General features: G+C 48.1%; 22 protein-coding genes and 1 other RNA gene. All 23 read right to left on the bottom strand.

Annotation, left to right across the window (positions count from 1 at the left end):
- Window positions 1-167 precede the first annotated feature (167 nt).
- Window positions 168-704, bottom strand: coding sequence for a hypothetical protein (locus tag SOI44_RS08960; protein ID WP_331348870.1), 537 nt, complete (start codon window positions 702-704; stop codon window positions 168-170).
- A complete protein-coding gene (atpC, locus tag SOI44_RS08955) occupies window positions 701-1,102 on the bottom strand; it encodes an ATP synthase F1 subunit epsilon (RefSeq protein ID WP_331348869.1) in 402 nt (133 codons plus the stop codon). The genes SOI44_RS08960 and atpC overlap by 4 nt, the downstream gene beginning before the upstream one ends.
- A complete protein-coding gene (atpD, locus tag SOI44_RS08950) occupies window positions 1,099-2,490 on the bottom strand; it encodes a F0F1 ATP synthase subunit beta (protein WP_331348868.1) in 1,392 nt (463 codons plus the stop codon). The genes atpC and atpD overlap by 4 nt, the downstream gene beginning before the upstream one ends.
- Window positions 2,491-2,507: 17 nt before the next feature.
- Complete coding sequence (gene atpG / locus SOI44_RS08945; protein ID WP_331348867.1) at window positions 2,508-3,362, bottom strand: ATP synthase F1 subunit gamma; 855 nt, start codon at window positions 3,360-3,362, stop codon at window positions 2,508-2,510.
- Window positions 3,359-4,888: a F0F1 ATP synthase subunit alpha gene (atpA, locus tag SOI44_RS08940; protein WP_331348866.1), complete on the bottom strand. Its 1,530-nt coding sequence runs from the start codon at window positions 4,886-4,888 to the stop codon at window positions 3,359-3,361. The genes atpG and atpA overlap by 4 nt, the downstream gene beginning before the upstream one ends.
- The gene (gene atpH, locus SOI44_RS08935; protein WP_331348865.1) at window positions 4,885-5,430 is read right to left on the bottom strand and encodes an ATP synthase F1 subunit delta; all 546 of its coding nucleotides are present in this window, start codon (window positions 5,428-5,430) and stop codon (window positions 4,885-4,887) included. Before atpH ends, atpA begins: the two co-directional genes overlap by 4 nt.
- On the bottom strand, window positions 5,420-5,935 hold the full coding sequence (gene atpF / locus SOI44_RS08930; protein WP_331348864.1) for a F0F1 ATP synthase subunit B: 516 nt from the start codon (window positions 5,933-5,935) through the stop codon (window positions 5,420-5,422). The genes atpH and atpF overlap by 11 nt, the downstream gene beginning before the upstream one ends.
- 14 nt (window positions 5,936-5,949) lie before the next feature.
- Entirely contained in the window at window positions 5,950-6,189 is a 240-nt protein-coding gene (locus SOI44_RS08925) for a F0F1 ATP synthase subunit C (protein WP_108774585.1), read from the bottom strand.
- 15 nt (window positions 6,190-6,204) lie between these two features.
- Window positions 6,205-6,909 carry a F0F1 ATP synthase subunit A gene (locus SOI44_RS08920; RefSeq protein ID WP_331348863.1) on the bottom strand — a complete coding sequence of 235 codons (705 nt, stop codon included), beginning with the start codon at window positions 6,907-6,909 and terminating at the stop codon, window positions 6,205-6,207.
- The gene (locus SOI44_RS08915) at window positions 6,906-7,271 is read right to left on the bottom strand and encodes a hypothetical protein (protein ID WP_331348862.1); all 366 of its coding nucleotides are present in this window, start codon (window positions 7,269-7,271) and stop codon (window positions 6,906-6,908) included. The genes SOI44_RS08920 and SOI44_RS08915 overlap by 4 nt, the downstream gene beginning before the upstream one ends.
- Window positions 7,272-7,377: 106 nt before the next feature.
- Complete coding sequence (locus SOI44_RS08910; RefSeq protein WP_331348861.1) at window positions 7,378-8,271, bottom strand: ParB/RepB/Spo0J family partition protein; 894 nt, start codon at window positions 8,269-8,271, stop codon at window positions 7,378-7,380.
- A complete protein-coding gene (locus SOI44_RS08905) occupies window positions 8,271-9,053 on the bottom strand; it encodes a ParA family protein (protein WP_331348860.1) in 783 nt (260 codons plus the stop codon). The genes SOI44_RS08910 and SOI44_RS08905 overlap by 1 nt, the downstream gene beginning before the upstream one ends.
- Before the next feature lie 12 nt (window positions 9,054-9,065).
- Complete coding sequence (locus tag SOI44_RS08900) at window positions 9,066-9,884, bottom strand: ParB/RepB/Spo0J family partition protein (RefSeq protein ID WP_331348859.1); 819 nt, start codon at window positions 9,882-9,884, stop codon at window positions 9,066-9,068.
- Window positions 9,885-9,893: 9 nt separating this feature from the next.
- Window positions 9,894-10,589: a 16S rRNA (guanine(527)-N(7))-methyltransferase RsmG gene (rsmG, locus tag SOI44_RS08895; protein ID WP_331348858.1), complete on the bottom strand. Its 696-nt coding sequence runs from the start codon at window positions 10,587-10,589 to the stop codon at window positions 9,894-9,896.
- Window positions 10,590-10,758: 169 nt separating this feature from the next.
- A complete protein-coding gene (locus SOI44_RS08890) occupies window positions 10,759-11,388 on the bottom strand; it encodes a hypothetical protein (RefSeq protein WP_331348857.1) in 630 nt (209 codons plus the stop codon).
- Complete coding sequence (gene mnmG / locus SOI44_RS08885; RefSeq protein ID WP_331348856.1) at window positions 11,378-13,258, bottom strand: tRNA uridine-5-carboxymethylaminomethyl(34) synthesis enzyme MnmG; 1,881 nt, start codon at window positions 13,256-13,258, stop codon at window positions 11,378-11,380. The genes SOI44_RS08890 and mnmG overlap by 11 nt, the downstream gene beginning before the upstream one ends.
- On the bottom strand, window positions 13,245-14,147 hold the full coding sequence (locus tag SOI44_RS08880) for a hypothetical protein (RefSeq protein WP_331348855.1): 903 nt from the start codon (window positions 14,145-14,147) through the stop codon (window positions 13,245-13,247). Before SOI44_RS08880 ends, mnmG begins: the two co-directional genes overlap by 14 nt.
- A gap of 15 nt (window positions 14,148-14,162) precedes the next feature.
- Entirely contained in the window at window positions 14,163-15,830 is a 1,668-nt protein-coding gene (locus tag SOI44_RS08875) for a formate--tetrahydrofolate ligase (RefSeq protein ID WP_331348854.1), read from the bottom strand.
- A 17-nt stretch (window positions 15,831-15,847) separates the two neighbouring features.
- Window positions 15,848-16,441, bottom strand: a complete 594-nt coding sequence (gene recR, locus SOI44_RS08870; RefSeq protein WP_331348853.1) for a recombination mediator RecR — start codon at window positions 16,439-16,441, stop codon at window positions 15,848-15,850.
- A gap of 2 nt (window positions 16,442-16,443) precedes the next feature.
- Window positions 16,444-16,752, bottom strand: coding sequence for a YbaB/EbfC family nucleoid-associated protein (locus SOI44_RS08865; protein ID WP_331348852.1), 309 nt, complete (start codon window positions 16,750-16,752; stop codon window positions 16,444-16,446).
- A 13-nt stretch (window positions 16,753-16,765) separates the two neighbouring features.
- A complete protein-coding gene (gene dnaX / locus SOI44_RS08860; RefSeq protein ID WP_331348851.1) occupies window positions 16,766-18,541 on the bottom strand; it encodes a DNA polymerase III subunit gamma/tau in 1,776 nt (591 codons plus the stop codon).
- 47 nt (window positions 18,542-18,588) lie between these two features.
- A complete protein-coding gene (gene tadA, locus SOI44_RS08855) occupies window positions 18,589-19,080 on the bottom strand; it encodes a tRNA adenosine(34) deaminase TadA (RefSeq protein WP_331348850.1) in 492 nt (163 codons plus the stop codon).
- Window positions 19,081-19,177: signal recognition particle sRNA small type (ffs, locus tag SOI44_RS08850), an RNA gene on the bottom strand.
- Window positions 19,178-19,352: the final 175 nt, after the last annotated feature.

Raw genomic sequence — 19,352 nt, 5'->3', positions numbered from 1 at the left:
CATGCGCCCTCCTATAATGTTTTGCAGTTGGCAGACCGCAATTTCATTATAGCTACGCTGTCAGAGACTCATCGGTTAACCTCTTTTGAACTCCCGGACTATCCGGGAGTTTTCTATAAACAAAAAACACCGGCTGATCTGACCAGCTGGTGTTCTTCCATTTGGTATTACTCGCTCCTTAATTCCTGCAAGGTGCCATTGCCCTTTGGCGCAATGCCATCAATCGTGATATCCTTGTTCTTCTTCTGCAGGAAGGCCGCAAGCCTTTCAGCCTGCAGTTTGTTATCCACAGAAAAAGTGATATTTTCATTGCCCTGCAGAGTAACCTGCATTGTTTCCTTCTTGCCTGGCTTGATCAGCATCTTTGTCCATCCGGTGGACGGATATTCCTTTACCTTGACTTTATCAGTGCAAAGCAGAATTCTATCTTCCAGAAAGAACGATTTGCCAAGCATGGCGCCTTCATCATAGTACTGGTCCGCATGTCTGACGGTATGCAGGCTTCTTGTTGTGGAAGCCTTTTTTACTTCGGTCAGGATAATCTGAATGATCAATGTGATACCGGTGATGACACCAAGATACCAGTATGTTTTATTACCAGTATGAAAGGTCAGATAAGCAAACAGGAAAACTAGCAGGGCATTGATGGTTTGTCTTAAAGCTGACTGCAGAGAAATGACAGATTTATAGTAGCGTCTGATCATTTGGTATGTTTGAGCTCCAGACGGTTAAGTGCTTTGGCAAGTGCTGCCTGGGCACGCTTCATATCAATGTTGGGATCTTTGGATGCCAGTCTTTCCTCGGCTCTCTTCTTGGCAGCTTCGGCTCTGTCTGTGTCGATCTCATCCTTGTTTTCAATGGCATCGGTCAGGATTTCAGCAGTGTTGTCACGGAAGTAGAGAAGCCCTCCCGCTACGGCATACTCTTCCCGCTTGCCATTTTCTACCGTCGACATTTTGCCGATTTTCAGCATTGTCACCAGTGGCATGTGATGGGCCAGGATACCCTGATCGCCATCGGTTGTCTGCACATTGAGAATCTCAGTATCAAACTCCTTGTACAGACCGTGCGGGGTGACAATCCTCACGTGAAGCGTACTCATTTCAGACTCTCTGCCTTCTTGACGACATCTTCAATGGTGCCTACAGACAGGAAAGCCTGCTCTGGCAGATCATCATATTTGCCATCAAGAATTGCTCTGACAGAACGGATCGTATCTTCTACCTTGACATAGACACCCGGCAGACCGGAGAACTGTTCTGCGACGTAGAACGGCTGTGAAAGGAAGTTACGTACTCTTCTGGCTCTGTTGACAATGCGCTTGTCTTCTTCACCAAGCTCTTCCATACCAAGGATGGCGATGATATCCTGCAGTTCCTTGTATCTCTGCAGAATCTCGACAACCTTTCTGGCTGTCTCATAATGCTCTTCACCAACGACCAGCGGATCCAGCATTCTGGAACTGGACTGCAGCGGATCCACAGCCGGGTAAATACCCAGAGCCGCAATGGAACGGTCCAGGACAAGTCTGGCATCCAGATGGGTGAAGGTAGCAGCCGGTGCCGGGTCAGTCAGGTCATCGGCCGGGACATAGACACACTGCACGGATGTGATGGAGCCTTTATCCGTAGAGGTGATACGTTCCTGCAGCTGGCCCATTTCGGTTGCCAGGGTTGGCTGATAACCAACCGCGGAAGGCATTCTTCCCAGCAGAGCAGATACTTCTGAACCTGCCTGGGTGAAACGGAAGATGTTATCGATAAACAGCAGCACATCCTGGTGTTCTTCATCACGGAAGTACTCTGCCATTGTAAGTGCACTCAGGGCAACTCTCATACGGGCACCCGGAGATTCATTCATCTGGCCATAGACAAGCACCGTGTTCTTGAGGACGCCGGACTGCTTCATTTCATAGTACATGTCATTGCCTTCACGGGTTCTTTCACCAACACCGGCAACGACGGAACGGCCGCCATGTTCGATGGCAATGTTATGAATCAGCTCCTGTTCCAATACAGTCTTGCCAACACCGGCACCGCCGAACAGACCGATCTTGCCGCCCTTGGCATACGGGCACAACAGGTCAATGACCTTGATGCCGGTTTCCAGAATTTCACTGGAAGTCTGCTGCTGGGCAAAGGTCGGGGCAGGACGGTGGATCGGCAGATGCTCTTTGGCATTGACCGGTCCCAGACCGTCAATCGGCTCACCGAGAACATTGAACATTCTGCCCAGTACTTCATCACCAACCGGTACTTCAATTGGATTGCCGGTATCAATGCATTCCATGCCGCGGACAAGTCCGTCGGTAGAAGACATGGCAATGCAGCGGACGATATCATCGCCGACATGCTGGGCCGCTTCACAGGTCATTTCCTTGTCACCCATCTTGATATGAATCGCATTGCGGATGGAAGGCAAATGATCCGGATGAAAGCGAATATCTACGACAGGTCCGATGACCTGTACGATTTTTCCAGTATTTTCCATCTTTTCCTTCTTTCTTGTCAGACGGCCTGTGATCCGCTGACGATCTCTGTAATCTCCTGCGTGATGGCTGCCTGTCTTGCCTTGTTATAAGCCAGCAGCAGCTTGTCAGAAAGATCATTCGCATTGTCTGTTGCCGTCTTCATGGCAACCCTGCGGCTGCCCTGCTCACTGGTTGTACTCTCCATCCAGTCAGAATAGGCAACATCGGCAATCATCATCGGAATCAGTGTATCCAGAATCGTATCCGGATCCGGTTCAAACAGGGTTTCGACATGATTCTCGTTTTCTGTTACCTGCTGGCCCTCTTTGATCTCACATGGCAGCAGTACATCCTCACCCGGTACAAAGGTCATCGTATTAATGAACTTTGTATAGACAAGCTGTACTTTGCCAACCTTGTTTTCCTGATACAGCTTTACACCGTCTTCCACATAACCTTTGAGAGTCATGAAATCCATGTGGTCGCTGGAAATCGGTTTTTCATTGACCAGATGGAATCCCTTTTCCTTCAGGATGTTAAACAGGGATGTGCCGATCAGAATCAAGGGATCTTCCTTGTTGAGATAGGTTTCCACATAGCGGGTAATGTTGCCATTGTAGCCGCCGCAAAGACCAAGGTCGGAACAGAATACGATAGAGTAGACTGCTTTGGCAGTCTTTGGTTTCATGAACTGATTGTCGATGCCTTTGTTTTTGGCGACAATCTCATTAACGGTGTCCTGCAGGCGCTGGGCATATTCACGATTGCTTTCCATCTTGCTTCTCTGTTTGAAAAGCTTGGCATTGGCAATCATCTCCATGGCCCGGGTAATCTTCTTGGTTGAATTGACCGATTTAATCCGGGACCGCAGGGCCTGTTTGGACTGACTCATGCACTGACTCCCTTAAGCAGCTGGAAATGCTGCAGGGCTTCATCCATGGCCGCAGACAGCTTTGTATCAAGATCCTTACTGATGTCTTCGGTATCTTCGATCTCTTTGACAAGATCAGCATGCTTTTCATGGAAGAACCTGAGCATTGCCTTTTCAAAGTCGGCAACCTGATCGGTCGGTACCTGATCCAGCTGGCCTCTCTTAGCAGAATACAGAGACAACACCTGGTCGACCATGGACATCGGCTGATACTGCGGCTGCTTGAGCAGCTCGGTAACTCTGGCACCATGTTCAATGATCTTCTTGGTATTGGCGTCCAGATCGGATCCAAACTGAGCAAAGCTCAGCATTTCATGGTACTGGGCAAGATCCAGCTTAAGGGATGAAGAAACTTTCTTCATGGCCTTGGTCTGGGCACTGGAGCCGACACGGGATACGGAAAGACCGGAATCAACGGCTGGTCTGACACCAGAAGCGAAAAGATCAGTCTGCAGGAAGATCTGGCCATCCGTGATAGAAATGACATTGGTTGGAATGTAGGCAGAGATATCACCTGCCTGGGTTTCAATGATCGGCAATGCGGTCAAAGAACCTCCGCCCAGTGCATCAGAGAGCTTGGCAGCTCTTTCCAGCAGTCTGCTGTGCAGGTAGAAGACATCACCAGGATAGGCTTCTCTTCCCGGAGGACGTCTGAGCAGCAAAGACATGGTACGGTAGGCAACGGCATGTTTGGAAAGATCATCATAGACGATCAATACATCCTTGCCTTGTTCCATCCATTCCTCGCCAATGGCACAGCCTGCATATGGTGCAATGTACTGCAATGGTGCACTTTCAGCCGCACCGGCATTGACGACGACGGTGTAATCCATGGCACCTGTTTCACGCAGTTTCTGTACCATTCTGGCCACGGTGCTTTCCTTCTGGCCGATGGCGACATAGATACAGTAAACATTCTTGCCCTTCTGGTTGATGATGGTATCAACGGCGATGGCAGTCTTGCCGGTTTCACGGTCACCGATGATCAATTCACGCTGGCCTTTGCCAATCGGGATCATGGAGTCAATAATCTTGAGACCTGTCATCAGCGGCTGGCAGACAGACTTTCTGGTCATGACGCCAGGAGCGACTCTTTCAACCGGACGGGTCTTGGTTGTGTTGATGGGACCTTTGTTATCAATAGGCATGCCAAGGGCATTGACGACTCTGCCCAGCATGGCATCACCGACCGGTACTTCAGTAATTCTGCCGGTGCGGTGTACTTCATCACCTTCATGAATCAGGGAATCATCACCAAACAAGACGACACCGATATGGTCTTCTTCGAGGTTCTGTACCATACCCATGACGCCATGTGGGAATTCCAGCAGTTCGGATGACATTGCTTTATCAATGCCCTGAACCATGGCAATACCATCGCCGACACTGATGACATAGCCGACATCATCGGAATGAATGCGGCTGTCATAGTTCTTGATGGAATCCTTGATCAGGGAACTGATCTCTTCCGGACGCAGCTGTTTCATGCGTTGCCTCCTTTCAGTAATGCTTGTCTGAGATTTTCAATCTGTGTCTTCATGGTAATATCCGTCACATTGTTGCCAACCTTGACTTTGATGCCGGCAATCAGGGATGGATCCACGATGTTGCGCAGAATGATTTTCTTGTTTTCTTTTCTGCCAAGGGCATCCTTGATGCGCTGCAGGTCTTCCTCGCTGAGTTTTCTTGCTGAAAAGACTTCAGCTTTCTGGATGCCGAGTTTCTCATCGGCAAGGCCGATATAGACGCGCAGGATATCCTTGAGATACCAGGTACGGTCGCGGTCTACAAGCAGCCGGATCAGGTTGATCATGTCCTTATCCAGCGTATCCTTGAAGATCTCAACGACTTTGTCTTTCTTTTCTTCGTTTGTTACTTTGACAGCCTGCAGGAACAGCAGCAGCTCATCGCTTTCTTCCAGTGCTTCCAGAAGTGTTTCTGCCTGTTCCTTCTTGCTTTCAACGGTGTTGTTTTCGCATGCCAGCTCGTACAGCCCATTGCCGTATCTTTCTGCAACTTCACTGCTCATTGCCGGCTGCTTCCTTTACAAAAGCGTCAACGGCTTTGCGGTCCATTTCCTCATTGCTCTTTTCACCAATGAGCTTGCCGGCTGCGGCCATGGCCACATCGACCATTTCTTTCTGCATGGACCGGTACATATCCTGACGCTCGGATTCAATCTGTTCGTGCGCTTTCTTTCTGACCGCATCAGCTTCCTGATTAGCCTGGGCAAGGATGGTTGTCTTTTCATCCTTGGCCTGCTGTACGGCAGCGTCCACAATCTGCTTGCTGCGGGAAGAAGCTTCCTGGAGTTCGCTCAATGCCTTCTGGCGGTCGCCAAGGGCATCCTGCTTTGCCTGGGCAGAAGCAGCCAGATCTGACTGCATCTTCTCTTCCCGGGCATTCATGAACTTCTTGACGGACTTCCACAGGAATTTCTTCATCAGTAAAAACAATACAAGTGTGGAGCAGAGCTGAACGATCATCGTGTAAACGTTTGGAACAAGCTGTTCAACGATGTCGATATTAATCATTGATCAGCCTCTTATTAAAGATTCGGATAGACAAACATCAGCAGGATGGCAACCAGAAGACCGTAGATGGCACATGTCTCAGAAAGAGCAATACCAAGGATCATCGTGGAACGGATCTTGCTTTCAACTTCTGGATTTTTGCCGATGGCATCGCAGGCGTGGGCAGCACAGGTGCCTTCGCCAAGACCTGTCATCATACCAGTCATGACTGCCAGACCGGCGCCGATTGCGATTAAACCTTTGTTGATATCCATAATTTTTTCTCCTTTTTATTTTTTGATTTCTTCAGGAATATCATTCCCGACGAGAACTACTGTAAGTGTTACAAAGACGAGTGTCTGGATGAAACCAGAGAACAGATCGAAGTATGCATGCAGCAATGGAGCCAGAATCGGTGCCATGAAGTTAAATACGGTGCCTGATGTCGTAATCCAGCCAAGTAACAGGTTGGACAGTGACTGGCATGCACTGTAGATCAGCTGCATCATGATGCCGCCGCACAGGATGTTGCCGAACAGACGCAGCGACATTGACAGCATGGTTGAGAATTTGCCGAAGATGTTCATTGGCAGCATCACGGCAATTGGCTCAATGAAGCTGTGCATGTAGGCTTTGAAGCCGCCGTATTTGAGTTCGACATACTGGATCATTACCCAGGTAATGATACTCAGCAGCAGTGTTACAGAATAGTTGGCAGTTGGTGAAGACAGGCCAAATAGTGAGATGATGTTGGCCAGGAAGATGTATGTCCATAGTACAAGGATGTATGGAACGTAATGATCCGCAAGCTTTTTCCCGGTACTGTTGGAGACCATGTTATACACGGACTGTACACCCAGGATGACGGCGCCCGCGAAGCCTTTAGGCTTTGCATAGGGATCCAGTTTGTCAATCTTCTTTGAAACCACAATAATGCCAATGCCAATGAGCAGTGTTAAGAGGATGATCGTATAGACATCCGATTGGATTTTCATTCGGTGATCGCATTTCCTCCTTTCCTTTTTGGCAGAAGCACTTCAACCGTTACGGTGATCTTGATCATCAGTAAGCCAAGTGCCACTGCAAAGATATTCATGATCTGCGGAAACAGGGCAGCAAGTACCATCGGCAGTGCCATTAACAGGAAGTTGATGGCAAAGTGAAACATGTAGCGGCTGCCTTTGGTCGTTCCGCTGTCAAGGATATCGCTCCAATAAGAATCCGTACGGTAATACAGCAGAAGACACATCGCTGTACCTGCAAGAAAACCTGTTGTCCACCGCCAGTTGAACACTACGGTGATCAGTGATATCAGAACTGTCAAAATCCTGAGAAGCTTCCACGAATCTGGACGCATCGTATCACTCCTTTCAGATATGAACTATACTTATGATTTTAGTGGAATTTACATGTAAAAAAAACACATTTCCTGTTTCTTGTAGACAGAAAATGCGCTTTGTTTGTCAATCCTGTTCTGATTCATCCAGACAGCCAAGCATTTCCAGCAGACGGTTGAGATCATCCGTGTCTGTGAAATTGATCCGGATATCATGTTTTCCGATCTCTACCCGGGTGCCATACTTGTCACTCATGCGGCTTTCAAGATCCCGTGTATAGGGATCTTTTTCCTTTGGCTGCTTCTTCTCTTCCACCTGTCCGGCATTGAGCTGCTTAACGTATTTTTCTACTTCGCGCACCGACATCTTCTTCTTCAGAATTTCATCGGCAGCGTCTTCCATCGCCTCTTCATCCTTGAGGCTGAGCAGTGGCCGTACATGGCCCATGGTCAGCTTCTTTGCGACGACAAGATCCTTAATGGAATCCGGCAGTTTCAACAACCTCATCATATTGGCACAGTACTCACGGCTTTTGCCTACCCTTTCGGCAAGCTTTTCCTGGGTATATCCAAGCTTTTTGACAAGGGCTTCATAGCCAAGTGCTTCTTCGATCGGGTTGAGGTTTTCACGCTGTACATTTTCCAGCAGGGCGATTTCCATCATTTCCGAATCATCGAAGTCAACCTGAATGGCCGGAACTTTTTCCAGGCCTGCCATCTTGGCGGCACGCAGTCTTCTTTCACCGGTGATCAGGTCATAGCCCATGACGGACTTTCTGACTAACAGCGGCGTAAAGATGCCATGTTCCTTGATGGAGTCGGCCAGTTCCTGCAGTCCCTTCTCATCAAACTCTTTACGGGGCTGATAGGGATTCGGCCGGATTTCACTGATATTGATCTGTACTTCACGGCGGCCTGGTTCATCATTGGCATTTTCCTGGATCTCGTCCAGGAATTGTTCCACATTTCCCCCAAAGATGGAATCAAGTCCTCTGCCGAGTTTCTTTTTCTTCTCTGCCATTATTTTCTGCCGTCCTTTGCATTCTGTGTAATGACTTCCTTGACCAGCTGTGCATATGACTTGGCACCATCGCATCTGGTGTCATATTCAAAGATCGACTTTTCCATGGATGGTGCTTCTGACAGCCTGACATTGCGCGGTATGACGATGTGGTACACTTTTTCCTTGAAATATTTGCGTACTTCCTGCTGGATTTCCACTGACAGTCTGGTACGTACATCAAACATTGTTAACAATACACCTTCAATGGACAGGTGCGGATTCCAGAGCTTCTGTACAAGGCGGATCGTGCTGAGCAATTGGGTCAGACCTTCCAAAGCAAAGTATTCACACTGAACCGGAATCATGACAGAATCCGCCGCTGTCAGTGCATTTGTATTCAAAAGGCCTAATGCCGGCGGGCAGTCGATGATGATGAAATCATACTTGTCTTTGACCGGATCCAGCCGTTTCTTGAGCAGCTGTTCCTTGCCAACTTCATAAGAGCTCATTTCCACATCAGCACCAGCCAGATCAATGGTGCTGGGCAATACATCCAGCGGCGGCATGGTCAGATGCACGGTGGCTTCTTCCACTGTGTTGTCGCCGGTCAGAACATCATAGACGCTGGCATCAAAGCCGACTTTGTTGGCACCGATGCCATGGGTAGCATTGCCCTGTGGATCAAAGTCAACCAGCAGTACTTTCTTATCAAAATATGCCAGGCCGGCAGCCAGGTTGATACTGGTGGTTGTTTTTCCTACGCCGCCCTTCTGATTGGCGATTGCAATAATTTTTCCCATAACGTTTTCCCCTTAATTTTTAGGGAAACGGACGACCATTCGGATGTCATTGTCTGTTTCCATCTGCTGTACTTCTGCGTCAATGCCCATCTTACGGATCATCTGCACGCACTGATTCACCGAATTGATGGCAAGCTGTGTCTGCCGGGTGAATCCCTTTGTCTTTTGTCTCTTGTGTACCTTTTCAGGCTGTGATGCTTTCTTGATATAGTCTTCGGTTTCCCGCACGGTCAGACCATGCTTGAGAATCTCGTGGTAAATCTGTTTCTGCTTTTCAGCCGGTGCACTCAGCAGTGCACGGGCATGTCTTTCCGATATTTTCTGATCCAGCACACCTTCCTGAATCTCCTGAGGCAAATTCAGAAGACGGATCTTATTGGCAATGGCCGACTGTGACTTACCCACTCTTTCTGCCATCTGTTCCTGGGTCAGGCTGGCCTGCCGCATGATCTGCACATAGCTCTTGGCTTCTTCAATGGCACTAAGATCCCGCCGCTGAATGTTTTCCACCAGAGCCATCTGGGCTGCCTGATCTTCGCTCGGTGTCAGAAGGTAGCACGGCACAGTTTCATAGCCGGCCATCTGGCAGGCACGGAAACGACGCTCACCGGCAATGATCTCATAATGATCTTCTACCTGTCTTACCGTGATGGGCTGGATCAGTCCCTGTTCCTTGATGGACTGGGCAAGCTCTTCCAGTGCTTCCTGATCAAATTTCAGACGCGGCTGATAACGCGATGCCACAATCTGATCAACCGGTATCTGTCTGATTGTCTGCTCACTGGGACGCTCAAAGATATCGAGAATTCCTTTTCTTCCATTTGCTCGCATACAATCTCCTTACAACGGTTTCTTCTTCATCTGACCATAATTTCTTGGATACATGGCCGGGGTTGGCTTGATCTTGCGGTAAATCAGGTTGATCCGCTCACCGGAAGGCAGCTCATGTCTGTATTCTGCTTCCTTTTTACCGCCTAAGATGGCAATGGCATGTTCTGCCGCAATGGCTTCTTCCTCGCCATGAAGACCTTTCATGGCAATAAAGAGGCCATTTGGCTTCACAAGGGGCAGGCAGAGTTCGCTAAGCAGTGACAGGTTGGCAACGGCTCTGGCTGTCACCGCATCATAGCTTTCTCTTTTTTCTTTCACAAAGTCTTCGGCACGCTTGTTGACAACCTGAATATTGTTCAGATGCAGTTCATCAATGACAGCCTGCAGGAAGGTGCAGCGCTTACCGGTTGGCTCTAACAGGGTAATGTTGAGATCCGGCCTGACGATCTTCCAGACAAGGCCGGGAAAGCCGGCACCGGAGCCGACATCACAAATATTTCCCAGGACATGAACATCGCCCAGAGGCAGAATGCTGTCCAGAAAGTGTTTTTCATTGACTTCTTCTTCCTCGGTAATGGCGGTCAGATTCATCTTTTCATTCCAGCTGGCAAGCATTACAGCATACGTATGGAGCATTGCCATCTGTTCATCATCCAAAGGCATGTGCATGGCCGTGCAGGCATCCTTCAGTTGTTCATTGGTCATGTCTTTCCCTCTCTGCGCTAACCCATTCTACCATCAAGAATCTATTGCGGATACAGTGGATTGTTGAAAAACAATTTATCCACATTTTCATGAAAAGAAAACGTACAGGCAAAATAAATGTGGAAAAGTTCATTCTCCACATTTACTCGTACATATGTACCCCGCTGTTTTATTGTGCTTTTGTAATAAATTCGGCATATGGCAGTGTTTCAATCCACTTGCAGAAAGCACGCCATTCCGGAAGTCTGTGATCTTTTCTCTGGAAATAGATTGTTTTGAGCTGACGGTAGTTTGTCGTCATGCGGGCGGTCAGACGGAAGCCGGCCGGGTTGGAATACAGGATTTCCAGATATTTGCTGCGGGCAAGATCATCCAGTGTGGTTGTATCTTTGCCTTCCCCCTTGAGCCGCTTGATATCTGCCTCCAGGTCGTTATAGTCCTTGACCTTTTCCTTCATGATCGTGATGATGCGGGGATCCACATAGGAAATATAGGCCTGATCAAGATCAAACTTGGTGATCCGGTGCATGGTGGATTGTGAGGAGACAAAGTCCAGGAAATGATAGCGCTCTGCTTCGACCCATGCCTTGTTGGTGAAGGTCAGATCAAACTGGACAACGATACCATTCATAAAGTTATCATGACCGGAACCTGTCTTTGCATTGGCAAGCCGCTGGGTTGTCGGTGTGATTTCGGCAGTTACCTTGGCAAGGTCTGTTGCCATGGGATACTTGGATCCCTTGACGGATTCCTCCAGGCCATAGACCTGGACGTTGGATACAACATCTTCATAGTTCATATGACTTCACTTCTTTCTGACTCTTAAGATACATGGCAAGCACGGCAAGATCGGCCGGATTGACACCGGAGATGCGGGATGCCTGGCCCATGGTGGCAGGACGGAACTTTGCCAGTTTCTGTCTTCCTTCAATGGAGAGATTGTCTACTTTCTGATAATCCAGATCATCCGGCAGACTGACATGGTCCATGGCTGCCAGCTTGGCAGCTTCCCGTTTTGCCTTATTGATATAGCCTTCGTAGCGGACTTCAATGCCCACCTGATCAGCGATTCTTTCATCCACATCTTCCCCTGCTTTTGTAAGCAGCGTATACAGATCAACTTTTGGTCTTCTGGCAAGTTCATCTTCAGACACATGGCCTTCCAGCGGACTGTAGCCAAGGGAGACAAGATAATCGCTGGCTTCCTTGTTTTCATGGTTCAGGCCAGTATCTTTCAGATGTTCTTTGAGATCCTTGATTTTTTCCATCTTTTTCAGATAGGCATCATGGCGCTCTTCTGAAATCAGACCTATCTGATAGCCCTTTTCCAGCAGTCTCTGATCGGCATTGTCATGCCGCAGTAAAAGCCGGAATTCTGCTCTGCTTGTTAACAGTCTATATGGCTCAGCGGTGCCTTTGGTTGTCAGATCATCGATCATGACACCGATATAGGCTTCATCTCTGGACAAGATGAGAGGTTTTTTACCTTCGAGCTTCAGGCTGGCATTGATGCCTGCCATGAGACCCTGTCCAGCTGCTTCCTCATAGCCGGATGTACCATTGACCTGGCCGGCTGTAAACAGGTTTTTAATAATCTTGGATTCCAGGGATGGCCGCATCTGGATAGGATCAATGGCATCATACTCAATGGCATAGGCATACTTCTTGATGATGGCATTGGCAAAGCCTGGCAGAGAATGCACCATTTTTTCCTGGATGTCTCTTGGCAGGGAAGTAGAGAAACCCTGTACATAGGTCGTATCCAGAGAAAGAGATTCCGGTTCCAGGAACAGCAGATGTCTTGGCTTGTCTTTGAATCTGACAAGTTTATCTTCGATGGATGGACAGTAGCGCGGTCCAACACCTTTGACAACACCAGAGTACATGGATGACTTATGCAGATTGCTCAGGATCAGTTCATGTGTTTCAGGTGTTGTATAGGTCAGATAGCATGGCACCTGCTGATCAAAGGGACGGATATGGGTTGTTGTCTCGGAGAAGCAGATAAACTTATCCGTACCTGGTTCAATCTGTGTCTTAGAAAAATCGATGGACTTTGTCAGAACTCTTGGCGGTGTTCCGGTCTTTAAGCGGAATGTGCGCAGGCCTGCTTCTCTTAAAGAAGCAGACAGATCATTTGTGGTTGTTTCACGATCCGGTCCGCCGGGTGTGACTTCACTGCTGATCATGTTAAGACCGGCCATATACGTGCCGGTTGTCAGGATAACAATCTGACTGTTGATGACAGAACCATCCTTTAATGTGACACCAGTGGCAGTGCCGTCTTTGACATTGAGCCTAACAGCCATGTCTGCTTTGACATCGAGATTTTCCTGGTGCAGACAGACGTCCTGCATCATTGCTTTATATGCCAGTTTATCTGACTGTACACGCAGTGCTCTGACACCGGGTCCTTTGGCACTGTTGAGCATCTTGAACTGCAGTGCTGTCTTGTCAGCGGTGATGGGCATCTGGCCGCCCAGGGCATCAATTTCTCTGACAACGATGCCTTTGGCAGGTCCGCCTACTGACGGATTGCATGGCATCTTGCCGATATTTTCAATACTGAGTGATAACAGCAGCGTCTTATGGTGCATGCGGGCACAGGCAAGTGCTGCCTCGATGCCGGCATGGCCGCCGCCGATCACAATGACTTCATAGTTGTCCATTCAACTGTTTCACGAGCCTTTCCATTTCCGCATCCTCTGTCTCACATAGTACGGACACAGAAAGTGCATCATTGATTTTATTCTGTTTTAGCAATAATGCATAGAGCATTGCGCGGCCAATCCACAATTGGATGCGGTGGGGACGGTCAAGACTGCTGGAAACAAAAGGGATGGCAAGATGAATGCCATGATGATCCATGGATCCACAGTCACTCAGTGATCCGCGTATCATTTCCCAGCCATCTTCCTTCACCTTTTCTCTGGCCAGACGGTGACTTACCGTCTTCTCATTTTCACTTCCTGTTTCTTTTCCCATCTTGTAGCAGGCCATGGCCAGGATATGGCGCACTTCATCTGCCTTGAAGACAGTTTCCGGTGACTGCTTGCTGTCATAGCTCCAGAGATCAATGCCGAATTTATCTGCCTGTTTCAGAATACGGACAGTGGCGGAAGGATCTTCCTTATCTATGTAGCAGTAGGATTCCAGGTTGGCCGGGATGTCCAGGCCGACTTCCTTTGGGTAGACAGGTGCGGTAAAGAAGACGATATTGCTGAGGATGAGACACTGCATGGATTCCGGAATCTGGTTCCGGGATGCTTTGGCAATGGCTTCTTCCAGCTGTGCTTTGGTATCATAGCCGGTCATTCTGCCGTACTGCTTCCACATCTGGTTCAGTGACAGTTTTCTTGTGCCTTCGTAGTGGCCATAGCCAATAAACCCTTTCTTGCGGGAATGTGGTCCATGGGCATAGAAAAACAGCAGATCACCATGATGGAAATCTGAGAATCTGTTTTTCACTGTAAGCCGCCAGAACAGGATCGTCTGGCTGCGGCACAGACGATGATATTCCAGCATAGCCGGATCACTTACGTAGGCAATGGAACTCATGAATATCCTTTCTAATCAGAACAGGCCGTAGGTATTGCCGTTTTCATCAACACCCATGTTTACAGCTGCCGGTACTTTCGGCAGACCTGGCATCGTCAGGATGGTACCGGTATAGGCTACGACAAAGCCGGCCCCTGCTGAGATGCTGAGATCTCTGACATGCAGAGTGAAATCACGCGGTCTGCCTTTCAGCTTGGCATCATCAGACAGAGAGTTCTGTGTCTTGGCAACACAGACAGGCAGCTTGTCCCAGCCGTATTTTGCAAACTGGGCAATCTTTTCCTTTGCCTCATCTGAGAACGCTACATCCTTTGCACCATAGACCGTTGTGGCAATCTTTGTCAGCTTGTCTTCGATGGAATCATTGACATCATAGATCGGTGCATAATGATTTTCTTTCTCACACAGCTCTGTCACACATGCGGCAAGATCCTTCATGCCTTCACCGCCTTTAGCCCAGCCATCCGCGAGACATACCGGGTGGTGATTGGCTTTGCACCAGTCAAGCAGGGCATCCACTTCTGCTGGTGTATCCTTGGAGAACTTATTGATGGCAACCACGTAAGGAAGGCCGAATGCCTGAATAGTTTCGATGTGTTTCTGCAGGTTTTCTGCACCTGCAAGCATGGCAGATACATTTTCTGTCTGCAGATCATCCTGTTCAACGCCGCCATGCATTTTCAGCGCTCTGACTGTTGCGACGATGACAACAGCAGAAGGATGCAGATTACCAATGCGGCACTTGATATCCAGGAACTTTTCAGCGCCAAGATCTGCACCGAAGCCTGCCTCGGTGACAACATAATCACTGAGTTTCAATGCAAGTTTTGTGGCAATCAGGGAGTTGCAGCCATGGGCGATGTTGGCAAAAGGTCCGCCATGGATCAATACCGGGTTGTGTTCCAGTGTCTGTACAAGGTTTGGCTTGAGAGCTTCCTTCATGACAACCGTGGCAGCACCATCTGCCTGGATGTCTTTGACAGTGACCGGATTGCCATCATAGGTATATGCAACAACGCATCTGGCAATTCTGTTCTGGAAATCATGGAGGTCTTTGGAAAGGCACAGAATGGCCATGACTTCACAGGCAACGGTAATGACAAAGCCGTCTTTGCGCTCAACGCCATTTGTCTTCTTATCCTGGGCAATGGTAATAGAGCGCAGGGTACGGTCATTCATATCCATGCAGCGTTTCCATACAACCTTGGTGGGATCGATGTTGAGAGGATTGCCCTGATAGATGGAGTTATCCAGCATAGCAGCGATCAAATTGTTTGCTGTGGTGATGGCATGCATATCACCAGTGAAATGAAGGTTGATGGCTTCCATCGGAATGACCTGGGCATGGCCGCCGCCGGTGGCACCGCCCTTTAAGCCAAAGACAGGACCAAGGGATGGTTCTCTTAATGCGCCCATCGCCTTCTTACCGATCTTGTTTAATCCATCGACCAGACCGATGGTTGTTGTACTCTTGCCTTCACCTGCTTTGGTCGGCGTGATGGCAGTCACCAGAATCAGCTTTCCATCTGGCTTATCTTTGAGACTGGCAAAGATTTTAGAATCAATCTTGGCTTTGTCTCTGCCATAGGGTTCAATAAATTCACTGGCAATTCCTGCCTTTGCGGCAATGGTTTCAATGTTTTCCAGGGTCGCTGCCTGGGCAATCTTCAGATCTTCATTCATGTGCTCCACCTTCTTTCTTACATCTTTCTGCGGTCACTCATCGCATGGGCCAGGGTCATCTCATCGGCATAATCCAATAAGCCGCCGCTTGGCAGGCCGTGGGCAATGCGGGTAACCAATAAATCCGGATACTGACTGGCCAGCAGTTTATTCAGATACATGGCCGTCGTTTCTCCTTCGAGTGTTGTATTGGTTGCCAGAATAATCTCTCTTGCATGTTCTGCTCTTTCCAGCAGTGTATTCAGATTGAGATCTTCCGGCATGATGCCTTTGGTTGTAGAAATCAGTCCGTTCAGGACATGATAGACGCCTTTGTATTCACCAGTTTTTTCCATAGCAATAACATCTTTGGGCGATGCAACGACACAAATCAGGGCATGATCTCGTTCTGTATCTGCACAGATTTCACATTCATCGCCTTCACAGAGGTTGCCGCATATCTTGCAATGGTGCAGGTTATTTCGTACTTCGACAAGGGCATCTGCAAAGTTCTGCACTTTTTCAGGGTCCATATCGGTGATAAGCAGCGCATAGCGCTCCGCTGTCTTTTCGCCGACGCCCGGCAGCATCTTGAAGCAGTCAATCAGTTTTCTCAGACTTGCGGGATACATGTTTACATCCCCGGAATATTCAGGCCGCCGGTGGCTTCATCCAGTGATTTTTCTCTGTCTTCACGGGCTTTCTCACTGGCCTGGTTGAAGGCCAGCAGGATCATATCCTGCAGCATCTCCCGGTTATCCTTGTCACACAGATCTTCGCCAATCGTCACGCTCTGTACTTCATAGCGGCCGTTGATCACAACCGTGACGCCATCCTTGCCGCCATTAGTGCCGGTATAGGTTCTTTCATCAAGTTCTTCGCTCAGCTTGCCAAGATTATCCTTCATCATCTGGGCCTGCTGCAGTATGCTGTTAAAATCCATATTTTTCTCCGTTCTATATGATTTCTACGTTGCCTTTGCCAAACAGATTGATCACCTTTTCTTCAGATGATTCCTCATGAGGAATGCTTTCATCATCCTTATATGGCTGACTGATCCAGGGTTCAGGCAGTGTATTGTTATCCCTTCGAATTACAAACTGCTTCGCAGCTTCTTTAAACTGTGATTTTGTGATGGCATATGGCCGTTTATCGATCTGCAGCTCATCCCGCAGAAAGCCATACAGACCGCGGTTTTCTTTCTCACTATTAATACGGGATGCACTGGCATCATTATCACAGGCAAACAAAATCAGATCTTTGCCGCTGGCAGCGATACTGACACCATTGAGCATCATTTTCCATTTTGCCTTCTCGATTCCCATGATCTCATTCAGATGGCTGTATTTCTGCTGATCTTCACCCTTTTCGTTCTTATTGCAGATGAGCAGAATGGAAAGAATATCATCCATGCTGAGATCAGATGCGTTTTCTGCTTTTATTTCAATTGGTGCTGAAGATAACACTTCCTCTTCATTTGTACTGACCGGTGGTTCCTCTGCCTGAGGCAGTGCATAGGAAGTCTGCGGTGGGACAGATACTGCTGGTTTTACTTTATTTTCTGTCTTCTCATCTGTTTTTTCTTCAGCTTTTTCTTTGATCGTTTCAGATGTTGATGTTTTTCTAACTGTCACCTGTTCTGTCTGCACCGGTGCATCCATGGCTGCGATAGTTTCCAGGCATACAACCTCAAAGGCAGAGGAAGCACTCTGGGCAAGCTTGAATTTATTTTTGCCATCCATCAGCACATCGATCATCTTCAGCAGGATCGCTGGTGAATGGTCTTTGCTTAATTGCTTTGCATGTGTTTCATCCAGTACCTTTAACAGATCTGCCTGTTTTGTATAGCCATAGACAGCCGCATCTTTCAGATCGGCAATCAATGCATCTGACATGCGGTTCATATCAATGCCGCTTTCATCATAGCTGCGGATCCGGTTAAGCATACTGGCCAGATCATGATCAAACAGATTCTGTAACAGATCCATCTGTTCCTGCAGGGATGTCAGGCCATAAATACGGTCAATATCTTTCTCCTGAATTTTGTCAGATGAGAAGGATGCACATTGATCCATGATGGACAGTGCATCACGCATACCGCCATTAGCAAGAATTGCAATCTTTCTGGCAGCACCTTCATCCATCTCAATATTTTCCTTTTTTGCAATATCAAGCAGATGATTCTCAATCTGATCGGTTTTAATCCGGTAGAAATTAAACTGCTGGCATCTGGAGATGATGGTTGGCAGCAGTTTCTGAGGATCTGTGGTTGCCAGAATGAAGATGACATTCTCCGGCGGTTCTTCCAGTGTTTTTAACAGTGCAGAAGAAGCAGCAGATGACAGCTGATGGACCTCATCGATGATATAGACTTTATGTTTTCCTACCATCGGGGCCAATCTTGCCCTTTCAATCAGATCACGGATGTCATCCACGTGAGTCTCATTGGCAGCATTGATCTCTATGATGTCCGGATGGGTGCCATTGGCTGCGGCAATGCAGCTTTCACAATGGCCGCATGGTGCTTCTTCCGGATTTTCGCAGTTGACTGCCTTTGCAAGCAGACGGGCCATAGTTGTCTTACCGGTACCTCTTGGTCCGCAGAACAGATAGGCATGTCCTACCTTGTTTTCTTTGATGGCATTCTTGATGGTACGCACCGTCACTTCCTGCCCGACGACCTCGTCAAATGTAGATGATCTGTACTTCTGATATAATGCCAGTTTGCTCACAGACACTCTCCTCTTCGTTCCCCTATTATAGCAAAAAACCTGCATGTTTATGCAGGCTGCACGGGTTTCCGGTTCTTCTTTGGATGTTTGCGTTTTTCGCGGAAAAATGAGCTCAGGATTTCAGCACATTCCGGCTGCAATATCCCGGAAACAACATTCGGGTGATGGTTCAGACGCTTGATATTCCGTACCTGAATCAGTGTATCGGTACATCCGCCTTTTGGATCTGTTGTGCCATAGTACAATGTGCGGATTCTGCTTAATACGATAGCACCAGTGCACATCATGCATGGTTCCAATGTCACATACAGATCACAGTCATCCAGGTAATAATTGTTCAGCTTCTTTGATGCTTTCTGGATGGCCAGCATTTCGGCATGAGCTGTGGACTGCATCTTTTTTTCTTTGAGATTGTGTGCTCTGGCAATGACTTTGCCATTCTGGACAATGACTGCCCCTACTGGTACTTCATCAATGGCTGCAGCTTTCTCCGCTTCTTTGAGAGCCAGTCTCATGTAATATTCAGGTGTTCTTTCCATAGGTATAAAAAAGTGGTACACGCAAACAGAGGAACGTATGGCTGCTTCCTTCCGGATCTGACCAGATTAGTACATGTTTGCTGTACCGGGTTTTATTATATGAAAGTTTTTGGTTTGTGGCAACTGTGACGTTTTGAATGTTTCACGTGAAACAAATAAGTATCCACCAGCTGAGCTGGTGGTTTTTCACAAGACGGGCGTAGCCCTCTTATTACTGGCTGCGCTCAGAAGCGCATGAAGCGGTCTGCCACACGCAAACTACCGCTTTTTCC

The sequence above is a fragment of the Lactimicrobium sp. genome (genome assembly GCF_036453465.1).
GTDB lineage: Bacteria > Bacillota_I > Bacilli_A > Erysipelotrichales > Erysipelotrichaceae > Bulleidia.
The sequence above is the reverse complement of the archived record's forward strand: the minus strand, read 5'-3'. Positions and strand labels throughout refer to the sequence as shown.